Genomic DNA, 22676 nt, shown 5'->3' on the forward strand with positions numbered 1-22676 from the left:
ATCAGTGTTCCATCAGGTAGTAGAGTAAAAAGAGAACAGGAAACGAAAGCGGAATGCCCAGCCCGACCATCTGCGCGGCCAGCGGGGCGTTAAGGCCGTACCGTTGCGCCAGAATAGCCGCCGTATTCATCGGCCCGATGGCCGAACCCAATATGCACAGGTCAGCCACGTAATCGTGCCGCCCCAGCCACAGTCGGCACAGCACAAACACCAGCAGTGGAGCCAGCAGCAGCTTGTAGGATAGCCCCAGCAGCAGGTTGGGCTGCTGTTCGGGACTAACCCGCAGCCGCAGTTGCAACCCGACCGACAGCAGCGCCAGCACCGAAAACGGACTGCTGATTTTTTCGAGCAGTTCGCGCACCAGCGCCGGGTGCCGGTATCCAGCCAGATTGGCCACCACCGCCACCAGAAACACCGGGAAGGGCGGAAACCGGAGCATGTTACCTAGTATCAGCTTCACCGATGGCCGACCTGACGGCTGTTGACCCGACGGAGACTGCTTTGCCAAATGCCAGCTTGCCAGCGCCACGCCCACTGTCATGGCCACCAGAAACGTACCGGCCTGACTCATCACGATACCCACCGCCAGCCCCGCCTTGCCGTAGAGCAGTTCGAACAGCGGAAAACCGACGAACGATACGCTGCTGATGCCACCCGTCAGTTGCAGGCTCCCCAGCGACGAGCGGTCGAGTTGGGTACCAAACCGGCTGAACAGCCCGAACACGAGCAACCCAATCAGAAACACGAGCCAGGGTACCAGTACCGGCAACCAGAACTGCCGGGTCAGGTGCATATCGGGAATGTAGAGGAGCGTCAGGGCCGGGATAAACACCGCCACCAGCAACTGATTGATCGTCAGGTGCGCATCGTCCGGCACCAGTTTTATCTGCCGCAGCACAACACCTACAATAAGACAAACCAGCAGCAGTACGACGTTTAGCATCGATTATCTCGTAAGTACCCCCCGTCCCCCTGAAGGGGGTGAGGACGTCCACGGAAGTTTTTGAGATGAGTCCTCACCCCCTTCAGGGGGACGGGGGTACTTTCATCCCTTTAAAAATTAATCATCAGATTGGCGTAGTAGTACGACCCGTTGAAGCCAAACTGGTTGGCGTTTCGGGTAAATGGCACCTGCCCGTTACTGTACGATGCGTAATTGGTAAAGACCCGATCCGGGTACACGTTCGTGATGTTGTTACCGCCAAGCGTAAGGGAAAACATTTTGTTGAGGGCATACACCGCCGACAGATCGAACAGGTTTTTGCCGCCGAAGGTCTGAGCACGGTGGGGCAGGCCGCTCGGCTTTTCCCAGGCCGTTACAGCACCGAAGTAACTCGACCGCAGCGTCACCGTCAATTTACCCACCTGATAGCCAAGCGATACCATCACTTTCGTGTGCGGCTGACTGGTTTCAATCAGGGCGCGGCTTACCGTGTCGATCAGCAGAATCGGGGTGGCGGTGCCAGCCTGCAACTGAGCGGGTGTACCCTTCGTACCGACAATGCTCGTTTTGTTGACCGTCAGGGCTACGCTCGCCGTGAAGACGTTGCTGCGCCGGAGCGTCTGCCGGAACGACGTCACGAAATCAACGCCCCGCGTCTGCGTATTGACCTGATTGGTGAAGAACGTAATCTCCTGCAAGTTGGGGAACAGCGGTTTCAGCGCGGCAATGTTGGCAACGCGCAGGTTTTCGGTGATGATAATCCGGTCGCGGATGTCGATCTGGTAAGCGTCGAGCGTAAACAGCAGTTTGTTGCGGGCCGCTTTTGCCGTCAGACCAATGTTGTAGTTCCACGACGTTTCCGCTTTGGGGTCTTCGATACCAATTTGAGCCAGACGTGGGTCGCTGTTGGGAATCTCCTTAGTCGAGGTTACGACGCCGTTCTGTACCGTCGATGTGGTTACGGCGTTAGCAACCTGCTGAAGCAGCGGAGCCCGGAAGCCGCGGTTGATGGAGCCGCGAATCGAGAAATTGTCGTTTAGCTTCAGGCGCGTTGCCAGCTTACCCGACAGGTTGCTGCCAAAATCGCTATAGTTTTCGTACCGCAGCGCAGCCGCCACCAGCAGCTTGTCGGTCAGGTCGCTCTCAACGTCGGCGTAGATGCCCACGTTCGAACGGGTCCGGTTGGTTTCGTCGTCGGTGCTGATACCGACGCGCCCCTGCGAACCGGGAATCTTGTTGTTGGTAGCGGCTAGTGGGCCCACCTGAAAACTGGCCGGGTCGCCCGCCATCAGCTGAAACCGGTCGACGCGGTACTGCGCGCCCAAAGCCAGGCTAAGCGTTTTGGTACCAGCCACGCCAAACATCGTTTTGTTAAGGTTGGCTTCGCTCACACTTTGCCCGAACGTGATACGGCCCACGTAAAAATCCTTCGGCGACGCAGCTCCCAGCGAGGCATTGGTCGAGTTGGTTACGTTCTGATCGAGGTAGTTGTAGCCGTAGCCGGTGCTGAAGTCGAAGTTCCAGCCGGTCAGCACTTTCTTCCGAATCCCCACCACGACCGAGTAATCCTGCACGCTGCCGGGCAGTTGCGGGGTGAATCCGTCGGGGTAAATGGATGGGTTCGTGGTGCCGACGGTCGGAATGGCCGTGCGGAAAAAGCCCAGTGCATTGACCCGCTTGCGTGAGTACCCGCCGAACGAGTACAGCGACCAGTTGTTGGTCAGCGGAATTCCGGCGTTATAAAACAACTGCCCTGATTTGAGCGCGCTGCTGCCGTACTGTGTTACCTTGAAGGTACCGTACTGACCATACACGCCCCGCGCTTCCCGGGTCGACTCATCGGTGGTTCTGTTGGTCGTGTATGCGCCCGTGTAGGCACCACCCGCTACGGGCTGCGGGTTGTACGGGTCCGAACGGTCGGTACCGGCCGCGTCCTGATAGCTACCCGTTACGTTGAGGTAACCCGTTTTGGCGAGCCGGAAGCCGTAGTTCACGCCTACCGTATAGCCACCACCGTCGCCCTGACTCGTGACGCCGTACTGCACCAGCGCACTACCCACCCCGACCGATTTTTTCAGGTTCAGGTTAACGATACCCGCAATGGCGTCGGAACCGTACTGAGCAGCGGCTCCGTCGCGCAGGATTTCCAGCCGCTCCACCGCCAGCGATGGCACGGCGTTCATGTCGGTCACAACGGTACCTTTACCCACCGTCACGTTCAGGTTAACGGCTCCAAACTGGTGCCGACGCTTTCCGTCAACCAGCACCAGCATCTGATCAGGCGACAAGCCCTTGAGCGACGAAGGATCGGCGTAGCTGGCCACGCCGTTGATTCCGTTTTTGGCCGAGTTGAACGAAGGCGACGTAAACTGCACCTGCTGGCTCAGTTCGGTCTGCCCCGTCGACTGCAACTCCTTGGCCGTCAACACGTCGACCGGCACGGGCCGCTCAACGTCGGTACGGGCTACGTTCGAGCGCGACCCCACCACGGCAACCTCCTGTAACGTAGCCGAGCTTTCTTCGAGTACCACGTCGACGGTGGTTTGCCCGGTCAGGGCTACCTCCTGATTTTTATACCCGATAAACGAGAAGACCAGCGTTTCACCCGCGTCGGCTTCGAGTTTAAACTGCCCCTGCGCGTCGGTCGAGGCACCGCGCGTTTTTCCTTTTATGGTTACGTTCACCCCCGGCAGCGCTTCCCCGTTTTTGGCCGTCACCTTTCCCGATATGGTCGGAGCTGCCGCAGGCATCTGTAGTTCTGACTTGGCGGAGGCTTCGTCAAGGTTCAGCACAATCTGCTGCCCCACAACCCGGTACGTAATGCGGAGCGGGCTAAGCAGTTGATTCAGCACGTTATCGAGCCGCTGTTCCTGTACCGAAATCGACACGGCCCGGTCGGCCTGAATCACTTCGGCACTGTACATAAACCGGATGTCGGCCTGCTGCTCCAGGCGACTGAGTACTGACCGGGCAGGTTGACCCACTGCCGTCAGCGTGATTCGTCGGCCAAGCACTTCCTGCGCCCGACCTTCGCGGGCAACGGCGATGCTGACAAACAGAATGGCGAGAAGGAACTGGCAGACGGTGATTTTCATAATAGCCCGCAGCAATGCTGGTAAAGTTGGCTGTCGATGCATACTTTTAAGTGGTTTTGGAACGGGTTTGAGAAATCTGGACAAAACGAGTCCCCTCGCCCGGTAAACGGGCGGTTCGCAGCTCGAAAAAATTGGGGAGTCAAAGCCGGTGATGGTGGCACATCACCGGCTTTTTTACGCGAAAACGGGTAGGTCAGTACTTGTTTTTCATCGGTGAATCAGGTTTATGGACTGGTAACAGGTTGAGCAGGTACGCACCCCCGACTATCGATAACCACCTGCCCATCGATAATTTCGTGCCGGGCGTGGGTCACCTCGCTAATGAGCGTCAGCTTGTCGTAAAGCGATTCGTTTGTTAACCGGGCCGTGAGCGTGCAGCGCGACAGGACGTCGGCATCGTACACAAAATCAACCCCGTAGGCTTTTTCCAGCCGGGCGAATACCACTGGCAAGGGCGTATCTACAAAGTTGAAATCCGGCTTCTCGCTCGCGGGCGTCAGCAGCACCGGATTCTCGGCCAGCGTTTTCACCAGCCGGGCATCGGCCGCGTAGAACACTGCCCGCTGATTCGGCACCAGCACCACCGCATTCGAGAATTCTTTCCCTCCCGAATTCGGCGCGGCCCGGCTAAATACCGATACTTTCCCGGTCCGCACCGTAACCGACACATTCGAGCGGTCGCCGAGGGTGTTTACCCGAAAACTCGTTCCCAGCACCCGCGTTACCACCCGGTCGGTCACGACCAGAAACGGCCGTTCGGGTTGGCGCGTCACATTGAAAAAAGCGTCGCCGGTCAGGAATACTTCGCGTTTGTTGGCGGCAAACCGGTCGGGGTAGCGCAGAAAACTGCCCGGTGCCAGCGTGACCTGACTACCGTCGTCGAGCCGGATCGGCATGGGCTGCTGCGTATTATTCATCCGCACCGACATCAGCTCAACCTGCCCGGACCGCTGCCCCGGCCATTGCCAGAGCCCGTAGCCAACCAGCCCCATCAGCAGCAGTACCGTAGCTGCCACGCGAAACCAGCTTTGCCGGTAAACGGGCATGGGCCGCACCATCGGTTCGCTGAACGTATCGGCCTGAATCCGGGCCCACATCCGCTGTTGCTGCGTCTTATTTGGCTCGTCAGCAGCCTGCCCAACGGCATCAGCGCCCAGTTCATCGTACCAGCCTTCCAGCCGGGCCGATTCTTCGTCGGTAGTTTGCCCAAGCCGGTAGCGACGCAGCAGCAGACGGAATTCGAACGGGTTCATGAGTCAGTGAACGGCGTTAGCTACCGTTCATAGTGTAAGTCAGGCAAACCCGGTCATTACCCTGAATAAAATCAGTATTTCCCTGAAAGTTTATACTCAGGATAGCTATCGACCAAAAATATCCACGAATAGTTATAAATACTCAGCAAACGTTACGGCCAGTAGTGTACCCAGGCCGTGCAGGTTTTCCCGGACGACGCGCAGGGCTTTGGCCAGATGGTACTGAATCGTTTTCTCCGACAGGTTGAGCCGGGCAGCAATTTCGGGGATGGTCAGGCAGTCGAAGCGGCTGAGCCGGAACACCTGCTGGGTTTGTTCGGGCAGCGTATGCAGGCTACGTTCGATGGCTTCGGTGAGGTCGCGCAGGGCCAGTTCGTCATCGACCGGGCGGGCTTCGGTTTGCTGCAAAAACGATTCGTAATACGCGATAAACCGTTCGTGTACCTGCTCCGACTCGATGTGGTTGATGATGGAAAACCGCAGGGCCGTAAACAAGTACGGGCGCAATTCGCGGATGGTATGCTGCTCCCGCTTTACCCACAAACTCACAAACAGATTCTGCACCAGTTCCTCGGCCACTTCCCGCGACCGCACCTTCTGGTAAGCCACCCGGTAAAGCGGATTCCAGTACCGCTCGTACACTTCGGCAAAGGCATTCCGGTCGCCGGTGCTAAGCGCGGTTACAAGCTGTTCGTCAATGTACTGACGGTAGCCTGTCGACGATACGGATGCCATGAGCAGAACGGTTTACGGATGTAGCAGGGCAAAGGTATCGATATTGCCCACATATCACTATTTACCGAATAACTATTACTATTTACAAACCTATTTTGAGTTTGTACACGCTGTTACGGCAGGGGGCTACCTTACGCTGGTTGATTACCCGCCCGTAACTGGGCAATGGTCTGCTGAATATGGGCGGTTCGCTGCTGCTGATTCAGTTCGGTAGGCGGAGCGGCCCGGACCGTACAATCGGCAATTGGGCAGCGTTCGCAAGTTTCTCCCACGGGCGTAGTGGGCAGGCTGGGGTCGCCGATGAAAGGTAACCGTTCGAGCAGGGTATCGGTGATGGGAAAACCGATGTTGACGCTGCTGTTGTCGGTGGTGGGGGGCGACGATTTGGCGATGGAAAACACGAAATACGTCGTGTCGTTGGTGGCAAACGAGATGCGCTGCGCCCGGCAAATGGGTTGCCCGTCCCACTGCCCCGACTGCTGAAGCTGCCGGAGTTCGTTCAGGATCGTGACCGATACCTGCCGACGGCAATAGTGTTCATCACGGGCGACACCGTGCGGGGTGTGCAGCTTGCTTAAGTGCAATTCTTTCGCCAGTAGAAACCGGCCGCTGGCGAGTTGATTGAACCGCAGAAAGAACAGGTCGTTCAACTCGAAATAGCCCGACAGCAGGTTGGTTACGCGCAACAGAAACATTTCCGGCGTCACGGCAGCCTCCGCCAGCATCCCCAGCATCCGGTCGTTGCTCCAGTTCGGTTGCTGCACCAGCGTCCGCAGTTCGTCAAGCAGCCGCGACCGGGGAATCAGGATACAGCGGGCGAAGTACGACGCCTGAAAATTATGCAGCACCTCATCGAATGAACGGGCTTCCAGCACCGACGATTCCAGCGGGCGAACCGTCTGGTTCAGTCGGTGATACCCCACTTCCCGCGCCAGCGTAAACACCCGCTGCTCTGTCGATAACTTGTTATTTACCAACAATTTACTTTGCTCCGGCAAATACACCGACCGCAGCGACAGCAGGGCTGGCTGGGTGGTTTCGTCGTAAAACTCGACCGTGCATTGATACGTTTGGTTCAGAATGCTTATTAGCCAGTCGGTGCGTTGTTCGGGCAGTTGCGGCAGCGGATTGTCGGTCAGGAAAGCATCGGCCTGCGCTTCGAGTTCCTCGAAATAATTGTGGTGCATGGCCTGATACGTCCGCAACACAGAGAAATAAAACTGCTCGACGCTCAGGTCGTAGTTGCGGCCAATCTCAATCAGCGTGTTGATAAACGCACTCAGCTTGGCGGGTGCATTCGCCATCACTTCCAGAAAATACGTCGGCTCAATACCGAACAGGTCGAGTGGCAACTCGTTCAGGATGTTTGAGTTAAGCAACTCTACAACCGGCTCCAGCGCTTTATTGACCTGCAACGACACCAGCGTATCGTAGGTGCTGTTGAGGGCTTTGGCCAGCGCAAACACCTTTTCGGTCTTGGGATATTTTTTTCCTTTCTCGATCTCATTGAGATACGACGGCGACAGGCCCGTTTTGTCGGCGAGGTCGTAGGTCGACAAGCCAAGCTCCCCACGTAGCTGCTTGATTTTCAGCCCAAAAATGAGCCGCACTTTTTCCCGGTCTGACGTCATGCCACAAAAATAACATTTCCAAGAATCTCAGTAAGCAAATTAAGAATTTTAGCGATTTCTATCTTTTTAGCGAACGTTCGCTTTTTTATTCATAATCGCTAACTACATTTGTGAAGTCACCAATCAGTTCACCTCAAACACAGTCTGCCATGGTAGCCGAAGTCGTCCGTAATCCCCGATTTGTGCAAGAATTACCTGAAGAAGCCGCACTGAATTTTCTGGGCGTTCGCACCAGCAAGGATGTGTATTTTCAACTGTCGCCCACCGAACTTGTCGAGCATGCGCTGCGCCGGGGCGAGGGGGCGTTAACCGAAACGGGGGCGCTCATGTGCGCCACCGGTCGCTACACGGGTCGGTCGCCGAAAGACCGTTACATCGTGCGCGACAGCCTGACCGAGGGGCGGGTCGACTGGGGAAATGTCAATATCCCGTACGACGAAGCCCGTTTCGAGCAGCTTCACCGCCGGATGCGGCACTACGTGGAATACCACCCCGTTTTTGTCCGCTACGCGCTGGCTGGTGCTGACCCGGCCCATCAATTGAAACTGTGTATTCTGACGACTTCGGCCTGGCAGAACCTGTTCTGCACGAATATGTTCCTGCGCCCAACGGCCGACGAACTGACCGATTTTGAACCCGATTTCACGATCCTGGCCGTCCCCGACTTTCTGGCCAATCCGGCCGAAGACCAGACGCGGGGCACCAATTTTGCCATTCTGAACCTCTCGAAACGGGTCATTCTGGTTGGCGGAACGGGCTACGCGGGTGAAATCAAGAAGGGCGTTTTCTCGGCGCTCAACTTCCTGCTGCCGCAAAAGAACGTCATGCCCATGCACTGCTCGGCCAACGTCGACCTGAACAATTCCACCGATGTAGCGTTGTTTTTCGGCCTGTCGGGAACGGGCAAAACGACCCTCTCGGCCGACCCGGAACGGGGACTGATTGGCGACGATGAGCACGGCTGGAGCGACGAAGGCATCTTCAATTTTGAAGGGGGCTGCTACGCCAAAGTTATCGACCTGACCCGCGAGCGCGAACCGCAGATTTTCGACGCCATCCGCTACGGCTCTATCGTGGAAAACACCCGGATGATCCGTAACTCGCGCACCGTCGATTACACCGATACGACCCTGACGGAGAATACGCGTACCTCCTACCCCATTTCGTTTATCGGCAACGCCGTTGAACCGTCGGTGGGTACCCATCCACGCAACATCTTCTTCCTGACCTGCGACGCTTTTGGCGTATTGCCGCCCATCGCCCGGCTGACGACCGAGCAGGCAATGGATTACTTCGTGCTGGGCTACACGGCGAGGGTAGCCGGTACGGAAATGGGCGTTACCGAGCCACAGGCCACGTTTTCGGCCTGTTTTGGAGCCGCTTTCATGCCGCTGCACGTCAGCGAATACGCCCGGATGCTCGGCGACAAAATCCGGCAGCACGGGGTCAATGTCTGGCTCGTGAATACCGGCTGGACGGGTGGCGGCTTCGGCGTTGGGCAACGCATGAAACTGAGCCACACCCGCTCGCTCATCCGGGCCGCCCTGACGGGCCAGCTCGCCGAAGGTCCGTTTGTGATGCACCCCGTTTTCAACCTTGCCATGCCGACCGCCTGCCCCGACGTACCAGCCCCCATCCTGGACCCGCGCCAGACCTGGGCCGACCCGATGGCGTACGACGCCAAGGCAAACCACCTGAACAGCTTATTTGTGGATAAACGGGCATCGCTCACCAGCGCTACATCTGTCACCGTATGATTACCTTCGTTGATATGCCCCTACCCGCAACGACACAATCCGGCCAGCCGAACCTTGCTCTCCCTGTCGGTACCACCCTCGACCGCTTTATTCTGCGTGAACAGAGTGCATTCCCCTTTGCTACGGGCGAACTCTCGCAGTTGCTGCGCGACATTGCGCTGGCCAGCAAAATCATAAATCTGGAGATCAACCGAGCGGGGCTGATCGACGTGACGGGCGCGGCCGGTACCGATAATATTCAGGGCGAATCGCAGCAGAAACTCGATGTTATTGCCAACATCCGGTTCATCCGCGCCCTGAAAAACGGCGGAGAAGTCTGCGCGATTATCTCGGAAGAGGACGACGAGATGATTCTGACGGGCAATCCCAACGGCAAGTATGTGGTCGCCATCGACCCGCTCGACGGTTCGTCCAATATCGACGTCAACGTATCGATTGGGACCATTTTCTCCATCTACCGACGGGTGTCGCCTATTGGTTCGGAGGCTACGATGGCCGATTTTCTGCAAGGGGGGCGAAAGCAGGCAGCGGCTGGCTACGTGCTGTATGGCTCGTCGACGATTCTGGTTTTCACGACCGGGCAGGGCGTCAACGGCTTCACGCTCGATCAGTCGCTGGGTGAGTACATCCTGTCGCACACCAACATGCGCCAGCCGCACACCGGCTCGATCTTTTCGTGCAACGACGGCAACGTAGCCGACTACCCGGACTATGTGCAGACGTACCTGACCAGTTGTCGGCAGCACCGGATGACGGGCCGGTACATTGGTTCGCTCGTGGCTGATTTTCACCGTAATCTCATCAAAGGCGGCATCTACTTGTACCCGCCCACCCGCCAGTCGCCGGGCGGCAAACTCCGGCTGCTGTACGAGTGCTTTCCGATGGCGTTCATCGCCGAACAGGCCGGTGGGCGCGCCACCGACGGGCGGCAGCTCACCCTCGACGTCGACCCGACAGAGCTACACCAGCGGTCAGTTCTGTTCGTCGGCTCACCCGACCTGATCGATAAGTTACTGATCTCCTAAGCCAACACAACTCATCCCGAATGTGGCCTCCGTGAGTAAACGGGGCTCATTCGGGATGAGTTAGGTTTCTACGAGAGCGGGTTTACGAGATTGGAAAAGAAGTAGTGAGCTACTGGTGTCTGTCCTGTTTGGTAAGATCACCGCGTATCTTACTCAGCGCTTCCGGGGTAACGCCCAAATAGGAGGCTATCATTTTTTGGGGTACCCGCTGCGCGATAGCCGGGTAGGTGGCCAGGAAATCAAGGTAGCGCTCGCGCAGGCTTGCACTCATCAGGAGAATAATCCGCTTCTGGAGCACGTAGATTCGATTGGTCAACCGCTGAATGGCTTCCTCGCTGGGTTGATCTGTTGGGGAAATCAGACCGTCTTCCACTACTTCTACTTCCGAACTTTCAACGGCGTCGATATACAGATCCGCTTCCTTACCCGGTACCTGCCAGCCAATATCACTGATAATCCAACCCTCTGGAGCAAACATAAAAATATGCTCCTTCCCATTGTCATCCAGGGTATAGCTACGTAGCAGGCCGGATTTTACAAAATAGTGCTTTCTCATTTTATCGCCTTTCCTAAGCAGGATTTCCCCTTTAGCCACCCGCCGGGTAATGATCCGCGATGCCAACGCGTGATACGCTTCATCCGAAAGCTTGCCCTGGGGAATAAGATCTAAAAACGATTGCATAAGTCAGCAGCGTGAACCGCTAAGATACAGGGAGTATTTCTTAATCTACATTAAGGCGCGTCAGGGCACGCGTTGAGACCTTTGTATCAAAAAAAACATGGAAACACGCATCATGAGTAAGCAGGCACCATCGAAGGGCTGGCACATAGCCCTCTGGGTTTTACAAGTAATACTGGCTTTGGCTTTTGGCATGGCTGGCTTTATGAAACTTACCGCACCGATTGCCGAATTAGCCAAACAGATGCCCTGGACGACGGAGGTACCCGCAGGGTTAGTTCGATTTATTGGCGGGGCCGAACTGGCCGGGGCGCTGGGTTTGATCGTACCAATGCTAACCCGTATCCGACCTTCACTGACTGGTTTAGCCGCCAGTGGATTAACCCTGGTGATGGTTCTGGCCGCTGGATTTCACCTGATACGGGGCGAAGTAACCATGATCGCTCCTAGCCTGGTACTAGGCGCGCTTGCCTGTCTGGTCGCCTGGGGCAGGGCCAAAAAAGCACCGGTCTATTTCAACTGATCAATGGATCGCAGGGAGTTTATAAATCAAACAGTAGCCTTGTCAGCAATGAGCTCACTAAGCACTTTTAAACAATTCACGGATACGCTTCCAACTCAGGCTAAGCGGATGCCAGTGCTGTTTACCTCACACGGGAACCCGATGGATATTCCGCTTTCCAAAGAGGAAAAACCTTTCTGGAATTCCCTGTACGAATTGGGGAAAGGCCTTCAGCATCAATACGAGATAAAAGCGGCCCTGATCGTTTCGGCTCATTGGTGTACAAGCGGGACGTTCGTGAACATCGCTCCCAAACAAACTCAGCTCTACGATTACTACGGGTTTCCACAGGAATACTACACGGTGAAATACCAGGCCAATGGGGCTCCGGACATCGCACGGGAGGTAAAGAAACTTGTTCCGTCTGCTGTAGAAACAACCGACTGGGGACTGGACCACGGTGCCTGGCCGATGCTTATGCACCTGTTCCCCGGCGCTGACATTCCCGTTTTTCAGATGAGCATTTATTACGATGCCAAACCGGATTATCACTATGAATTAGGCAGGCAGCTAAAAGCGTTGCGCGAGAAAGGCGTACTGATCATTGGCAGCGGTTCGATCATCCACAACATCCCGCTGGCCGGCCAAAAGTTCAGAAGTGGCGATATGACACCCTTCGGGTGGGAAGCTGATTATGATGCCTGGATTAAAACACAGATTGAGGACAGGAATATCAGCGCTATTATCAATTACGCAACCAGCCATAAGCTTGGCAAGCTGGCGGCTCCAACGCCCGACCACTTTGTGCCCATTCTCTACAGCCTGGGGTTAATGGGTCCAACCGATGAAGTAGACTACTTCTATGACAGCGCGGTATCGTTCCCTGCCTTCAGCGAACGAAGCTTTATGATCAGTGAAAAGGCATAAAACAGCTCACCCGACCTGATCGACAAGTTGCTGACCTGCTAAGCAAACACAACTCATCCCGAATGAGCCTCCGTGAGTGAACGGGGCTCATTCGGGATGAGTTGTGTTTACTGTTACAGTTTGATACCCTGTGCGGCCATTTGCTTTTCCTGCGCAGCGTGGTTAGCCAGGAACTGCGCGTGTTGCGCATCCGTCCGCACCGTGCCCAGACTAGCCAATTGCTGCTGTAATTCGGCAGCGGGCATGTTGGCCAGGTAGCACGGCGTGCCGGGCTGCTGCCGCCACGACTCGTGCAGGTTGCCGCCATCCACTGTATCAAAGCCCAGCTCCTCAACCAGCGCCATTACCTGCTGCTTGGCAACAGCTTCGTCTCCGGCAACAGGCAGCGCAATGCGGCCGGGCGTACCGGCGGGCTTCCCCAATTTTTCGAGGTCATCGGCCAGAATGTTGTTGAACACCTTCACTACGGGCCGACCCAGGTGTGCCTGAACCCACTCGCTTTCGGTCAAGTCACCGCTCTCCAGTTCGGGTATCTGACCATCGCGTAGCATGGGATAGTAGTTGCTGGTGTCAATTACCGGCACGCCAGCAGATACGCCTTCGAACAAGTCTTTGGGCAACTCAGGAATGTTTTTCAGCGGAATGGTTACCACCGTAATTTCCCCATAACGAGCTGCTTCGTAAGCCGTGGCCGGGGTAGCGCCGGTTTTTTGGGCCACCTCTCCCAGCGTTTCAGGGCCGCGCGAGTTGGCAATTAATACTGAGTGGCCGAGACTGGTGAGCCTCACGGCAAGCGCACTGCCGATAAAGCCAGCCCCAATAATTCCTATTTTCATGATTGAGCGATTATGAACTACAAGCTGCCGCTTTGTGCAGCGTTACCGTTTAAGCCTCCCAGCCAGTAAATTGTTTTTAGCACGATGGCGCAGGATTCAGGATCGTCTACCTCTGCTGGCGCAGCCGCCGACGGTTAGCCCTTAAGAGGTTGTTTGGGGAACGATTTCAGGGTCCTAGAATCGCCTTTTTTGTCATCCCGACGCAGGAGGGATGACAAAAATTCCTTCCCCAAACAACCTCTAAGTGATTTTCAGGCAGTGAGCGTAGTCAGTGGGTTTGCGATCGGGGAGCGTGACTTCAAGAGCCTCGCCCGTCGGGGTAAAGGACAGACCGCCCGATTGGCCGAGCAGTTCTACCTTGTTGACGGTGTGTTTCAGGGCGGTGTTGCCCGAACGCAGCGTTTTGATCCGCACTTTTCCGTCTGTAGGCCAACCCATCACGATGGCGTAGAGCGCGTTGTCTTTCGTGGTGAAGCGAACATCTTCTGCCCCAAACGGTTTGCCCTTCCCTTCGTTGAACCCCTGCGCGTTCAGCGGAGCGGCTGACTCGATTGCTGGTCCTTCGCCGAATACGCTCCACGGCCGTGTGCCGAAGATGCTTTCTCTGTTCACTGCCATCCAGCTGGCAATGCCTTCCACAATGGCGGTTTCCTTCTCGTCGATGGAGCCGTCGCCCCGCACCGGCACGCTTAGCAGCAGGTTACCGTTTTTGCTCACCACGTCGGCTAGCGTGTGAATGACGGTTTTGGGCGTTTTGTACTCGTTTTTGTCGTAGATCTGCCGGTTGTAGTGCCAGCTCCCAATGCACGTATCGGTTTGCCAGACGTAAGGCTCGATCTGGTTCGACTGACCGCGTTCAATGTCCCACACCATGCATTTCTGCTGCTCGGGCGTCAGGACTTTTCCGTTCAGTACCGCTTCCAGTTTCCCCCCGTGCCGCTTCATATTACTGTTGTACAGGTGGGCCGCGATCCGCAGACCAGCATCGCTGATGGGCCAGAGCGGTAACGCCGTATCGTCGAAATACACCAGATCCGGCCCGTATTTGTTAATCAGATCGACCGTGCGGTTGTAGAATTTCTCGCAGTATTCCTTCGACGGTACACTGGCGCCGTTGCCCCACTCCCACTGCTTATGAATACTCGATGTATTGGCGCTGCCTTCGCTCAGGGCGTGGTTCTGGGCATACAACTCCTGCGGATCGTAGCCTTCCCACCAGGTGCCTTTGCCGTCGGCTTTGGTTAGCTTCCCGTCGTACGGAACACCGGCGTAAGGGCCAGCTTTGTCGGAACGCTGCGCCGTTTCGTACCAGCTCCAGGCGTGCGCTGCGTGGATGCTGACGCCGAAGCGTAGACCGTGTTTTTTGGCCGCTTTGGCCCAGCCGCCAATCAGGTCTTTTTTCGGCCCCAGCCGGGTCGAATTCCAGGATTGGTACTTGCTGTCGTAGTTGTCGAAATTATCGTGGTGATTCGCCATGGCGACGAAGTATTCCGCCCCAGCCTTCTGGTACAGGTTCAGCAACTGATCGGGATTCCACTTATCGGCTTTCCATTCGTGAATCACATCCTTGAAGCCGAATTTGGACTGAAGACCGTATTTCTGTAGGTGGAATTTGTACTTTCCGCTACCCTCGTCATACATCTCGCGGGCATACCAGTCGCCGTCTTCGGGCTGGCACTGTGCCCCCCAGTGCGCCCAGATACCGAATTTGGCATCGCTGTACCAGTTGGGTACCTGGTACTGAGCCAGCGATTCCCAGGTGGGTTTGAATTTACCGGTAGCCATGGGTTCGCCAGCCACCAGCGGGGCCTTGGGGTGCGCCAGTCCTTCCAGTCTGGACAGATACCAGGCAGGTACAGCGCCCGCCATTCCTTTCAGCAGATGTCTTCTTGTCAGCATAATTCGTCGATTACTGACTTAAAGGCTGCGTCGACGCTCAACTACCCCACGCCCTCTGTGAGATTGTTTGGAGGCAAACTGCCGAGCGGCATCAGCAAATACCAATCATGACGACGTTGTACACGCTGTGTAAAGCCACCAACCGAGGGTGTAGCCCATCGGGAACGTACTCAGAAAAGCTGATAAAGGTCAGTTGAACGACCGCCGGAATTCAAGGGGCGACAGGTTAGTTTTCGTCTTGAAGAATTTGCTGAACGACTGCGAGTGCTCGAAACCCAGTGCAAACGACACCTCGCCCACCGACACGTTGGTAGTCGACAGCTGTTCTTTTGCCCGTTCGATCAGCTTGTTGTGAATGTACTGCTGGGCGTTCTGGCCGATCTGCGCCCGTAGCATATCGCTCAGGTAGCTAGGCGACAGGTTCACGTGCTCGGCCAGATACCCGACCGTTGGCAGGCCCTGACTCGCCGACGTGTTATCCGTAAAATACCGATCCAGCAGATCATCCAGTTTTTGCAGCAGCTCGTGACTGACCGCCTTGCGGGTAATGAACTGCCGATTGTAGAACCGGTTGGCGTAGTTCATCAGCAACTCGATCTGGGAGATAACCACATCCTGGCTGAACTCGTCGATCCGGCTGGTCAGTTCCGTTTCGATCATCCCGAAGACACCCATAATCGCGGTTTTTTCCGCGTCAGACAGGTGCAGCGTTTCGTTGGTAGCGTACGAAAAGAAACCGTACTGCCGGATGGTTTTCGCCAGCGGGTAGCCCAGCAGAAAATCGGGATGAATCAGCAGCGTGTATTCCGAACATACACTGGCGTCGTTGTCGTTGCTGCCGATGATCTGCCCCGGCGAAGCAAACAGCAAACCGCCCTCGTCGAAGTCGTAGTAACTCTGCCCGTACTTTAACCGGCCGCCGAGTCTTGGCTTGTACGATATTTTGTAGAAACCGAGCACATGCGCTTTGGGGAGTCTTCCCGGGTCGATCTGCGCGACGGTTCCGTTGAGCAGGCTGATCAGCGGATGAGCTGGTTTGGGCAATCCGAAGGCCCGGTGCACCTCGGTCAGGGAGTTCATTCTGAGCGGGCTGTCGTCGTCTTTTTTCATGTGTTGCTTACTGGACTAACGTGAGTGATTGATAACGCCAGTTTTTGGAATAACCGGTTTGTCATGCTGAGGGACGAAGCATCTTCGGTATCTGAAGAACCAGTTACTATCAAAGATGCTTCGTCCCTCAGCATGCCAAAAACTAAATTAGTTCTGGTTCAGCCATGCGGCAGGTGAGGCTTTACTTTGCCCCACCCTGCGCAGCATTGGAAATAGCCTCCCACGCTTCCCAGGTTGCCATCCGCTCGGCATAGGCAGCACGCACCCAGGGTAAGTTGTGACTACCCAGAAAGAACCGCAGCGGTGGGTTTTCGGTGTCGACAACGCTGAATAAGGCCTCCGGTGTCGCGGCCGGGTCGCCCCGTTCCATGGTTCGTAGGCCCTGGAAAAACTGGTCTTTGAAACCCGCGTACAAATCAAGCGGCTGCGCGAACTTCAGCGATTCCTGACTGCCAAACTCAGTCGCGTAGGCCCCCGGCTCGATAATCGTTACGTTGATCCCGAACGGTTTGACCTCGGCCGCCAAACTTTCGTGAATCGCTTCAAACGCCCATTTCGACGAACAGTAGTATCCGATCACCGGCAGCGTTACATGACCCAGATTGCTCGACGTACCCAGAATATGCCCGCCCCCCTGCGCCCGCAACAGTGGCAAAGCCGCCTGAATAACGGAAACCGGGCCGAGAACATTCGTTTCGTAGAGCGCGCGAATATCATCCGCGCTGGCTTCCTCGATGGTGCCTACCAGCGAATAGCCCGCGTTGTTGAACACGATATCCAGCCGCCCGAAATGCGCGTGCGCCTGCTCCACGGCAGTTTTTACCTGATCGGGCTGCGTGACATCGAGGGCGAGCGTCAGCACGTTGTCGCCGTAGGTTTCGGTCAGGTCGGCGATACTGTCGAGGCTGCGGGCGGTGGCAGCTACCTTGTCGCCACGCCGGAGAGCGGCTTCGGCCCAGACGCGGCCAAACCCGCGCGACGTACCAGTAATAAACCAAACTTTAGCCGCTGTATTCGTGATCGGCTGTGCATTAGTAGTGTCCTGTTGCTGTGTCATGATGAATGATTGATTAATGACACGACAAAGGTCAGGGGCTGTGATTCCGGCGCTGTAGGCAAATTGCGGGGATTTGTAGCCGAAATGCGGAATAACAACCAGCCCCAACGCAACCAGACTCCGGGAACGAAAAAGCCCACAACGAATTGGCCGCTCAACAGCAATTCATCGGCACGGTGGGGCAAATGAATCACTATCGAGCGGCCAATTGGTTGTGGGCGCTTACTACAGAAACATCAAAACGCTATCAGACCGTCAGTTCGGTGGCGGGTTGGGGCTGGTCGGTTTCGTCGCGGAGTTGCTGGCTGGCGTCGATTTTGAACCAGAGCAGGCCGCCCAGAATCACGATACCGCCGATGAGCCGCACGGGGAGTTCGTAGCTGCCGGTGGCCTGGAGGATGTAGCCAAAAGCCGTTGCCATAATGGCCGATCCCAGTTGCCCGGCCAGACCCATCGTGCCCGATACGGCCCCGGCATGCTGACCGCCGATGTCGGTTGCGGCCGACCACGCTACGGGCAGGGTGAAGTCTTTAAAGGCTAGTCCCAGCCCCAGAAAAATGATGGCTATGCTGGTGTCAGGGATCAGCGAACCGGCAATCATACAGATACCCGCCATCACCAGCCCGAACATCCCGACGTAACGACGCCCGAAGGTTATACCCCGTTTTTTGACGAAATAATCGGACGCAAAGCCGCCGATCAGGCATCCCGCCATGCCCAGCACAAACGGCAGCGACACCATCCAGCCGAGCTGCGACTTGGGAATACCGCGCCCGTTTTGCAGGTATTTGGGCATCCACGACATATAAAAATACGCGCCGTAGAGCAGGCAGTGGTACATGCCCATCAAGGCCCAGATGCTGGAGTTGCCGAACACGGTTTTCCACGCCAGCAGTTTGTGCGATGTGTGCTTGATGCTCCGGCCGCTTTCGATCAGTTCTACCTCATCGGCCTGAATGCCTCTGATGTCGCGGGGTTCGTCGCGAAACCACCAGAACCAGTAAGCCGCCCACATCAGGCCCAGCCCGCCGAACAGGTAGAACACTCCGCGCCAGCCGAAGCTCTCGGCCAGTTGGATCGACATGATCGGTGCCATTGCGCCCCCCATCCGGCTACCCATCCAGACAATCGACTGAATTCGGCCCCGCTCAATTGATGGAAACCAGCGGGCAATGGCCACCGATACCGTTGGGAACGCCCCCGCTTCGCCCGCGCCGAATAGAAACCGGACGATCAGCAGAAAATAGAAGCCCGTTGCCAGGCCCGTCAGCAGGGTAAACACCGACCACCACAGCACGATACGGAACAGGGTTTTGCGCGGTCCCACCTTGTCGACGAGCAGACCGGTGGGAATTTCAAAGGCACCGTAGGCCAGCGAAAACGCCGACAGGATCAGGCCCCACTGCTGATCCGACAGCCCAAGTTCGCGGGTAATGTCGTCGCCAACGGAGGAAATCGAGTTGCGGTCGAGGTAGGTGATGATCGCAAAAACGACGAAGACCAGAATAAGCTGATAACGTTTCTTCATGAGGTAACAGGTTGAGGTTTAGTAGGGATAGTTTGTTTTTGCCGTCGGCGAAACGAGAGCAGCAGCCCCGTAAACACCAGGATGATACCCAGAATACTTTGCCGGGTGTAGCCCTCATCGAAAACGACGTAGCCGATGATGAGGGCGAAAATGACTTCCGAATAGCGGATAATGGCCAGAAAACTAACCGCTTCGGTGGGGGCCTGAATGGCTTTGGTCATCAGGTTCTGCGCCCAGAAGCCCACCAGCCCGGTCAGCAGTAGCCACCCGGTATCAGCCAACGTGGGCGTCTGCCAGTCGGGTAGCATGATGACCCCGCCCAGCCCGGCCGAAATGGCCATAAAGTAGTGCAGAATGACCAGCGGATGATCGTCGTCGCCGATGCGCCGGATGATGACGGCCAGCAACCCGCCCGACACCGCCGACAGCAGCCCGATGCCCATGTCGAAGAGGCTGATGCGCGGATCGAAGCCTTTCAGCAGCAACACCCCCACGAACGTGATGCCGTAGAACAGCCATTGCCGACGCGCCACCTTTTCGCCCAGCATCACCACCGCAAACCCCGCCGTGGCAATGGGCGACAGGTATTTGAACGCCACCGCCGACCCAAACGGAATGTGGGTGAGGATGTAGAAAAACGAAAACATCGACAGCGACCCCACCAACCCCCGTACCACCAGCATGGTCTGGTTGCGGCCCCGCAGCGACACTCCCGCCCACAGCAGGCAGCCCACGCTCAGTCCCCAGCCAATCACCGACCGAAAAAAGATGTGCTGCGCGTAGCCGAACTGCGGCAGCAGCTTCACCAGCGACTGCATGGCCGTGAAGCAGAACGTGCTGAGGAGCATGTACTGCACGGCCCGGCTCACTCCGTATCGGTCGGCGCGGCTAGTAAAAGACATACCCCTGCATGAGCTTACGGGCCGTCCGCATGGTGCCAACTTTACGTACCTGAATCTGATCGCCCTGCCCGTCGAGTTCGATATTGATTTCAATCACGCCCGACGGGTGCTCGATCACGACCAGTTCGGTAGGTTTACCGTTTTCCCGGCCTACTTCACTCGCTACCGTATTGCCAATTTTCAGAGCCGTGCCGATGCAGATAGCCCCCGTTACGGCGTGGCTGGGGTGCAGGGCGTGCGGAGTCAGGTAGCGCGACCGGATGTTATGGTCCGCCCCCTGCGCCTTCGACAGAATTCCGATCTTAGGCAGTACGCTGTTCGATACGTCGCCCAGTCCGGCCCGCTTACCCGCTTCCCGGCGAATGCGCTCCAGCCGTTCCATCAGGGCTTTGTTGTTCTTGAAAAAGGCTTCGTCTTCCCCCCCGGTCAGGCCCAAGGCATCGGCCCGGAGCAGCACCATCACCGTGCCCGCGTCCAGAATCGACACGTCCAGCCCATCGATTTTCTCTTTTCGCTGACCGGTTGGTAGGAGTTTCTTGGTTTTACCGCCGACCTGATCGAAGAGGTTCATCAGCACGGGGGCGGCTGTACCGGGCACACCATCGATATGCGCGTTGCCGCTGTATTGCACCCGGCCGTTGGGCGTCTGTATCACCTCTTCAATCACGGAGTTGGTGTTGATGTTGTAGATCATCACCTTCGTTTCGGGGCTGGTCGCTTTCACCCAGCCTTTTTCAATGGCAAACGGCCCCACCCCCGCCATCATGTTGCCACAGGGCGGCAGCGTGTCGACCAGCGGATTTTCCAGATCGACCTGCGCGAACAGGTAATCGACGTCGATACCGGGGCGGGTCGAAGGTTGCGCCATCACAACTTTGCTTGTCACAGTTTCGGCCCCGCCAAGCCCGTCGATCTGCCGCGCATCGGGCGACCCCATAATCCGCAGAATAATCGAGTCGCGCTGGGCGCGGTTGCGGGGCAGGTCGCGCAGGTCCAGAAACGGCCCCCGCGATGTGCCCCCGCGCATGAACACGCACGGGATGGCGTTGGCGGGTGCGGGAGAAGACTGCGCCAGCGAAGCCAGCGGACTGGTCAGCGCATAGGCCAACCCGATCAGAATCAGAGCGAAACGGTTCATTGGTTCAATGTGGATGATTCGTGTACACTAAACTGCGCTGCCGACTGCCCCGCGTGCCGCCCAAACACCGCCCCGGAAGTGAGACCCGAACCGCCGGGGTAGCCATGAAAGAAAACGCCCCCAACCATTTCGCCACAGGCAAACAGGCCGGGAATGGGTTCTTCGTCGGGCGTCAGCACTTCCCCGTTCTGATTAACGGCTAACCCGCCGTAGGTGAACGTAATGCCGCAGGTGACGGGATAAGCCCGAAACGGCGGGGTCGCGAGGGGGTTGGCCCAGTTGGTTTTTTCGGGCGAAAGTCCTTCGGTGCGTTTGCCGTCTTTGCGGGTAGGGTCAAACGGTACGTCGCGGCTGACTTCGGTAGCCTTGTTGTAGGCGTCGACGGTAGCCAAAGCGGTTGCCTGATCGATACCGTCGAGTTTGGCAATCAGGCCGGGCAGGGTATCGGCTTCGACCATGCTCGTAAATCGGAAGCGGTAGTCGGCATAGAGGTACGGCTCGGCACTGGCGTCGAACAGTTGCCAGGCCACGTTGCCGGGTTGTTCGATGATAGCTTTACCAAACTGGGCGTAAGTGTAGTTGCGCATATCAAGGCCCTCATCGACAAAGCGTTGCCCATCGGCGTTGAGCATCAGGCCGTACAGGTACGAGATTTTCCGGTAGTGCTTGCGCTCGTTGTGGGGCAGGTCGGTGTTGCCGTAATCGGGCATGTGCTTGTCCATCGGTACAGCGTGGCAACCGCCGAAATTACCGCGCAGCCCGGCTCCCAGACGGGACGCCAGTTCCAGTCCTTTGCCCGTGTTGTGGCGGGTGCCGCGCACTTTAGCGTCGGCCCATTCTTCGCCCAGAAACTTCGTTCTGAGTTCTTTGCTGGCTTCAAACCCACCGCAGGCCAGCACCACGGCGCGGCACGGAATCCAGGTCGTAACCCCATCCCGATTGCACAGCACGCCCTGAATCTCGCCATCCTGCACGTCGATTTCCTCAGCCGCGCAGTTGTACAGGATCGTGCCGCCCAGCCGCTCAAACTCGGCCCGTTCGGCCCGCACCAGCCCATCGCCTTCACCTTCCACATCGAGGGCCAGGCCGCCCCAGAACGTATGTCGCCCGTCTTTCAGAAAACTTTGCCGGGCGTAGCTGGGGTCGAACCGGACGTTATGACTCGCCAGCCACTGCATCACCGACAGGCTTTCGTCGACCAGAAACCGTTGGAGTTCGGTGGGTGGTTCGCCCAGATTGAAATGTTGCAGATCGGCCAGAAACTGGCTTTTCGGGTAACTGCCGAAATCGGTGATGGGTAGCCGTTCGTCGCTCTTGTCGCGGATGAGCGGGCGAATCTCGTCGGCCGAATCGAAGGCGAAGCGCATGGCCCCGGCGGTGTACCGGCTGTTGCCACCCCACTCCGCTTCATCGGCTTTCTCGACGATCAGCACGCTGGCTCCGTTTTCGAGGGCTGATATGCCCGCACACAAAGCCGCACTGCCACTGCCGACAATCAGCACGTCGACACTAGAAAGGTTGTTCTGTTGGGTTGTATTCATGAGTGGTTGAGTTCGAGTAGGAATCAAATAAGGTGTACTAAAAATTGTGTGGCGTTGATCTCCCGCTGGCGGCTGACCTCACCCCCGGCCCCTCTCCTAAAACAGGAGAGGGGAGGTT

At 56.9% G+C, this 22676-nt stretch carries 18 protein-coding genes; 4 read left to right on the forward strand and 14 right to left on the reverse strand.

Annotated features, from left to right (window positions below; all coding sequences use genetic code 11):
* Nucleotide 1: 1 nt before the first annotated feature.
* The 5 genes from HH216_RS21455 to HH216_RS21475 form a co-directional block, all read right to left on the reverse strand.
* A complete protein-coding gene (locus tag HH216_RS21455) occupies nucleotides 2-943 on the reverse strand; it encodes an AEC family transporter (RefSeq protein ID WP_169552720.1) in 942 nt (313 codons plus the stop codon).
* Nucleotides 944-1053: 110 nt separating this feature from the next.
* Nucleotides 1054-4080: a TonB-dependent receptor gene (locus tag HH216_RS21460; RefSeq protein WP_169552721.1), complete on the reverse strand. Its 3027-nt coding sequence runs from the start codon at nucleotides 4078-4080 to the stop codon at nucleotides 1054-1056.
* Between the two features lie 182 nt (nucleotides 4081-4262).
* The gene (locus HH216_RS21465) at nucleotides 4263-5291 is read right to left on the reverse strand and encodes a FecR family protein (protein ID WP_169552722.1); all 1029 of its coding nucleotides are present in this window, start codon (nucleotides 5289-5291) and stop codon (nucleotides 4263-4265) included.
* Nucleotides 5292-5423: 132 nt separating this feature from the next.
* A complete protein-coding gene (locus HH216_RS21470) occupies nucleotides 5424-6026 on the reverse strand; it encodes an RNA polymerase sigma-70 factor (RefSeq protein ID WP_169552723.1) in 603 nt (200 codons plus the stop codon).
* Nucleotides 6027-6157: 131 nt separating this feature from the next.
* Nucleotides 6158-7657 (reverse strand): helix-turn-helix domain-containing protein, encoded by a 1500-nt coding sequence (locus tag HH216_RS21475; RefSeq protein ID WP_169552724.1) that lies wholly within the window; start codon nucleotides 7655-7657, stop codon nucleotides 6158-6160.
* Nucleotides 7658-7839: 182 nt separating this feature from the next.
* Here HH216_RS21475 and pckA point away from each other — a divergent pair, with 182 nt between their 5' ends.
* Both pckA and fbp read left to right on the forward strand, forming a co-directional pair.
* The gene (gene pckA, locus HH216_RS21480) at nucleotides 7840-9414 is read left to right on the forward strand and encodes a phosphoenolpyruvate carboxykinase (ATP) (protein ID WP_408641743.1); all 1575 of its coding nucleotides are present in this window, start codon (nucleotides 7840-7842) and stop codon (nucleotides 9412-9414) included.
* The gene (gene fbp, locus HH216_RS21485; protein WP_254448556.1) at nucleotides 9411-10439 is read left to right on the forward strand and encodes a class 1 fructose-bisphosphatase; all 1029 of its coding nucleotides are present in this window, start codon (nucleotides 9411-9413) and stop codon (nucleotides 10437-10439) included. Before pckA ends, fbp begins: the two co-directional genes overlap by 4 nt.
* Before the next feature lie 109 nt (nucleotides 10440-10548).
* On the opposite strand, the gene HH216_RS21490 is transcribed toward fbp, so the two are convergent.
* Nucleotides 10549-11121 (reverse strand): Crp/Fnr family transcriptional regulator, encoded by a 573-nt coding sequence (locus tag HH216_RS21490; RefSeq protein ID WP_169552726.1) that lies wholly within the window; start codon nucleotides 11119-11121, stop codon nucleotides 10549-10551.
* Nucleotides 11122-11218: 97 nt separating this feature from the next.
* Between HH216_RS21490 and HH216_RS21495 the strand changes: the two genes are divergently transcribed.
* Together HH216_RS21495 and HH216_RS21500 are read left to right on the forward strand one after the other, a co-directional pair.
* Nucleotides 11219-11641 (forward strand): DoxX family protein, encoded by a 423-nt coding sequence (locus HH216_RS21495; protein ID WP_254448557.1) that lies wholly within the window; start codon nucleotides 11219-11221, stop codon nucleotides 11639-11641.
* Nucleotides 11642-11782: 141 nt separating this feature from the next.
* Nucleotides 11783-12547 carry a dioxygenase family protein gene (locus tag HH216_RS21500; RefSeq protein WP_254448558.1) on the forward strand — a complete coding sequence of 255 codons (765 nt, stop codon included), beginning with the start codon at nucleotides 11783-11785 and terminating at the stop codon, nucleotides 12545-12547.
* Between the two features lie 113 nt (nucleotides 12548-12660).
* Here HH216_RS21500 and HH216_RS21505 read toward each other — a convergent pair whose 3' ends face one another.
* The 8 genes from HH216_RS21505 to tcuA form a co-directional block, all read right to left on the reverse strand.
* The gene (locus tag HH216_RS21505) at nucleotides 12661-13383 is read right to left on the reverse strand and encodes an NADPH-dependent F420 reductase (RefSeq protein ID WP_169552728.1); all 723 of its coding nucleotides are present in this window, start codon (nucleotides 13381-13383) and stop codon (nucleotides 12661-12663) included.
* 240 nt (nucleotides 13384-13623) lie between these two features.
* Nucleotides 13624-15282, reverse strand: a complete 1659-nt coding sequence (locus HH216_RS21510) for an alpha-L-fucosidase (protein WP_169552729.1) — start codon at nucleotides 15280-15282, stop codon at nucleotides 13624-13626.
* Nucleotides 15283-15471: 189 nt separating this feature from the next.
* On the reverse strand, nucleotides 15472-16392 hold the full coding sequence (locus HH216_RS21515) for a helix-turn-helix domain-containing protein (RefSeq protein WP_169552730.1): 921 nt from the start codon (nucleotides 16390-16392) through the stop codon (nucleotides 15472-15474).
* A gap of 181 nt (nucleotides 16393-16573) precedes the next feature.
* Nucleotides 16574-17449: an SDR family NAD(P)-dependent oxidoreductase gene (locus HH216_RS21520; RefSeq protein ID WP_169552731.1), complete on the reverse strand. Its 876-nt coding sequence runs from the start codon at nucleotides 17447-17449 to the stop codon at nucleotides 16574-16576.
* Between the two features lie 247 nt (nucleotides 17450-17696).
* A complete protein-coding gene (locus HH216_RS21525) occupies nucleotides 17697-18977 on the reverse strand; it encodes an MFS transporter (protein ID WP_169552732.1) in 1281 nt (426 codons plus the stop codon).
* Nucleotides 18974-19879, reverse strand: a complete 906-nt coding sequence (locus HH216_RS21530) for a DMT family transporter (RefSeq protein WP_169552733.1) — start codon at nucleotides 19877-19879, stop codon at nucleotides 18974-18976. The genes HH216_RS21525 and HH216_RS21530 overlap by 4 nt, the downstream gene beginning before the upstream one ends.
* Complete coding sequence (locus HH216_RS21535) at nucleotides 19866-21017, reverse strand: 2-methylaconitate cis-trans isomerase PrpF family protein (RefSeq protein WP_169552734.1); 1152 nt, start codon at nucleotides 21015-21017, stop codon at nucleotides 19866-19868. The genes HH216_RS21530 and HH216_RS21535 overlap by 14 nt, the downstream gene beginning before the upstream one ends.
* On the reverse strand, nucleotides 21014-22558 hold the full coding sequence (gene tcuA / locus HH216_RS21540) for an FAD-dependent tricarballylate dehydrogenase TcuA (RefSeq protein ID WP_169552735.1): 1545 nt from the start codon (nucleotides 22556-22558) through the stop codon (nucleotides 21014-21016). Before tcuA ends, HH216_RS21535 begins: the two co-directional genes overlap by 4 nt.
* Nucleotides 22559-22676 lie beyond the last annotated feature (118 nt).

The sequence above is a fragment of the Spirosoma rhododendri genome, from assembly GCF_012849055.1.
GTDB lineage: Bacteria > Bacteroidota > Bacteroidia > Cytophagales > Spirosomataceae > Spirosoma > Spirosoma rhododendri.

Excerpts from the sequence above, each read along its gene's own strand:
- HH216_RS21455 (WP_169552720.1), bottom strand. The coding sequence starts at position 943 with ATGCTAAACGTCGTACTGCTGCTGGTTTGTCTTATTGTAGGTGTTGTG.
- HH216_RS21460 (WP_169552721.1), bottom strand. The coding sequence starts at position 4,080 with ATGCATCGACAGCCAACTTTACCAGCATTGCTGCGGGCTATTATGAAA.
- HH216_RS21465 (WP_169552722.1), bottom strand. The coding sequence starts at position 5,291 with ATGAACCCGTTCGAATTCCGTCTGCTGCTGCGTCGCTACCGGCTTGGG.
- HH216_RS21470 (WP_169552723.1), bottom strand. The coding sequence starts at position 6,026 with ATGGCATCCGTATCGTCGACAGGCTACCGTCAGTACATTGACGAACAG.
- HH216_RS21475 (WP_169552724.1), bottom strand. The coding sequence starts at position 7,657 with ATGACGTCAGACCGGGAAAAAGTGCGGCTCATTTTTGGGCTGAAAATC.
- fbp (WP_254448556.1), top strand. The coding sequence starts at position 9,411 with ATGATTACCTTCGTTGATATGCCCCTACCCGCAACGACACAATCCGGC.
- HH216_RS21490 (WP_169552726.1), bottom strand. The coding sequence starts at position 11,121 with ATGCAATCGTTTTTAGATCTTATTCCCCAGGGCAAGCTTTCGGATGAA.
- HH216_RS21495 (WP_254448557.1), top strand. The coding sequence starts at position 11,219 with ATGGAAACACGCATCATGAGTAAGCAGGCACCATCGAAGGGCTGGCAC.
- HH216_RS21500 (WP_254448558.1), top strand. The coding sequence starts at position 11,783 with ATGGATATTCCGCTTTCCAAAGAGGAAAAACCTTTCTGGAATTCCCTG.
- HH216_RS21505 (WP_169552728.1), bottom strand. The coding sequence starts at position 13,383 with ATGAAAATAGGAATTATTGGGGCTGGCTTTATCGGCAGTGCGCTTGCC.
- HH216_RS21510 (WP_169552729.1), bottom strand. The coding sequence starts at position 15,282 with ATGCTGACAAGAAGACATCTGCTGAAAGGAATGGCGGGCGCTGTACCT.
- HH216_RS21515 (WP_169552730.1), bottom strand. The coding sequence starts at position 16,392 with ATGAAAAAAGACGACGACAGCCCGCTCAGAATGAACTCCCTGACCGAG.
- HH216_RS21520 (WP_169552731.1), bottom strand. The coding sequence starts at position 17,449 with ATGACACAGCAACAGGACACTACTAATGCACAGCCGATCACGAATACA.
- HH216_RS21525 (WP_169552732.1), bottom strand. The coding sequence starts at position 18,977 with ATGAAGAAACGTTATCAGCTTATTCTGGTCTTCGTCGTTTTTGCGATC.
- HH216_RS21530 (WP_169552733.1), bottom strand. The coding sequence starts at position 19,879 with ATGTCTTTTACTAGCCGCGCCGACCGATACGGAGTGAGCCGGGCCGTG.
- HH216_RS21535 (WP_169552734.1), bottom strand. The coding sequence starts at position 21,017 with ATGAACCGTTTCGCTCTGATTCTGATCGGGTTGGCCTATGCGCTGACC.
- tcuA (WP_169552735.1), bottom strand. The coding sequence starts at position 22,558 with ATGAATACAACCCAACAGAACAACCTTTCTAGTGTCGACGTGCTGATT.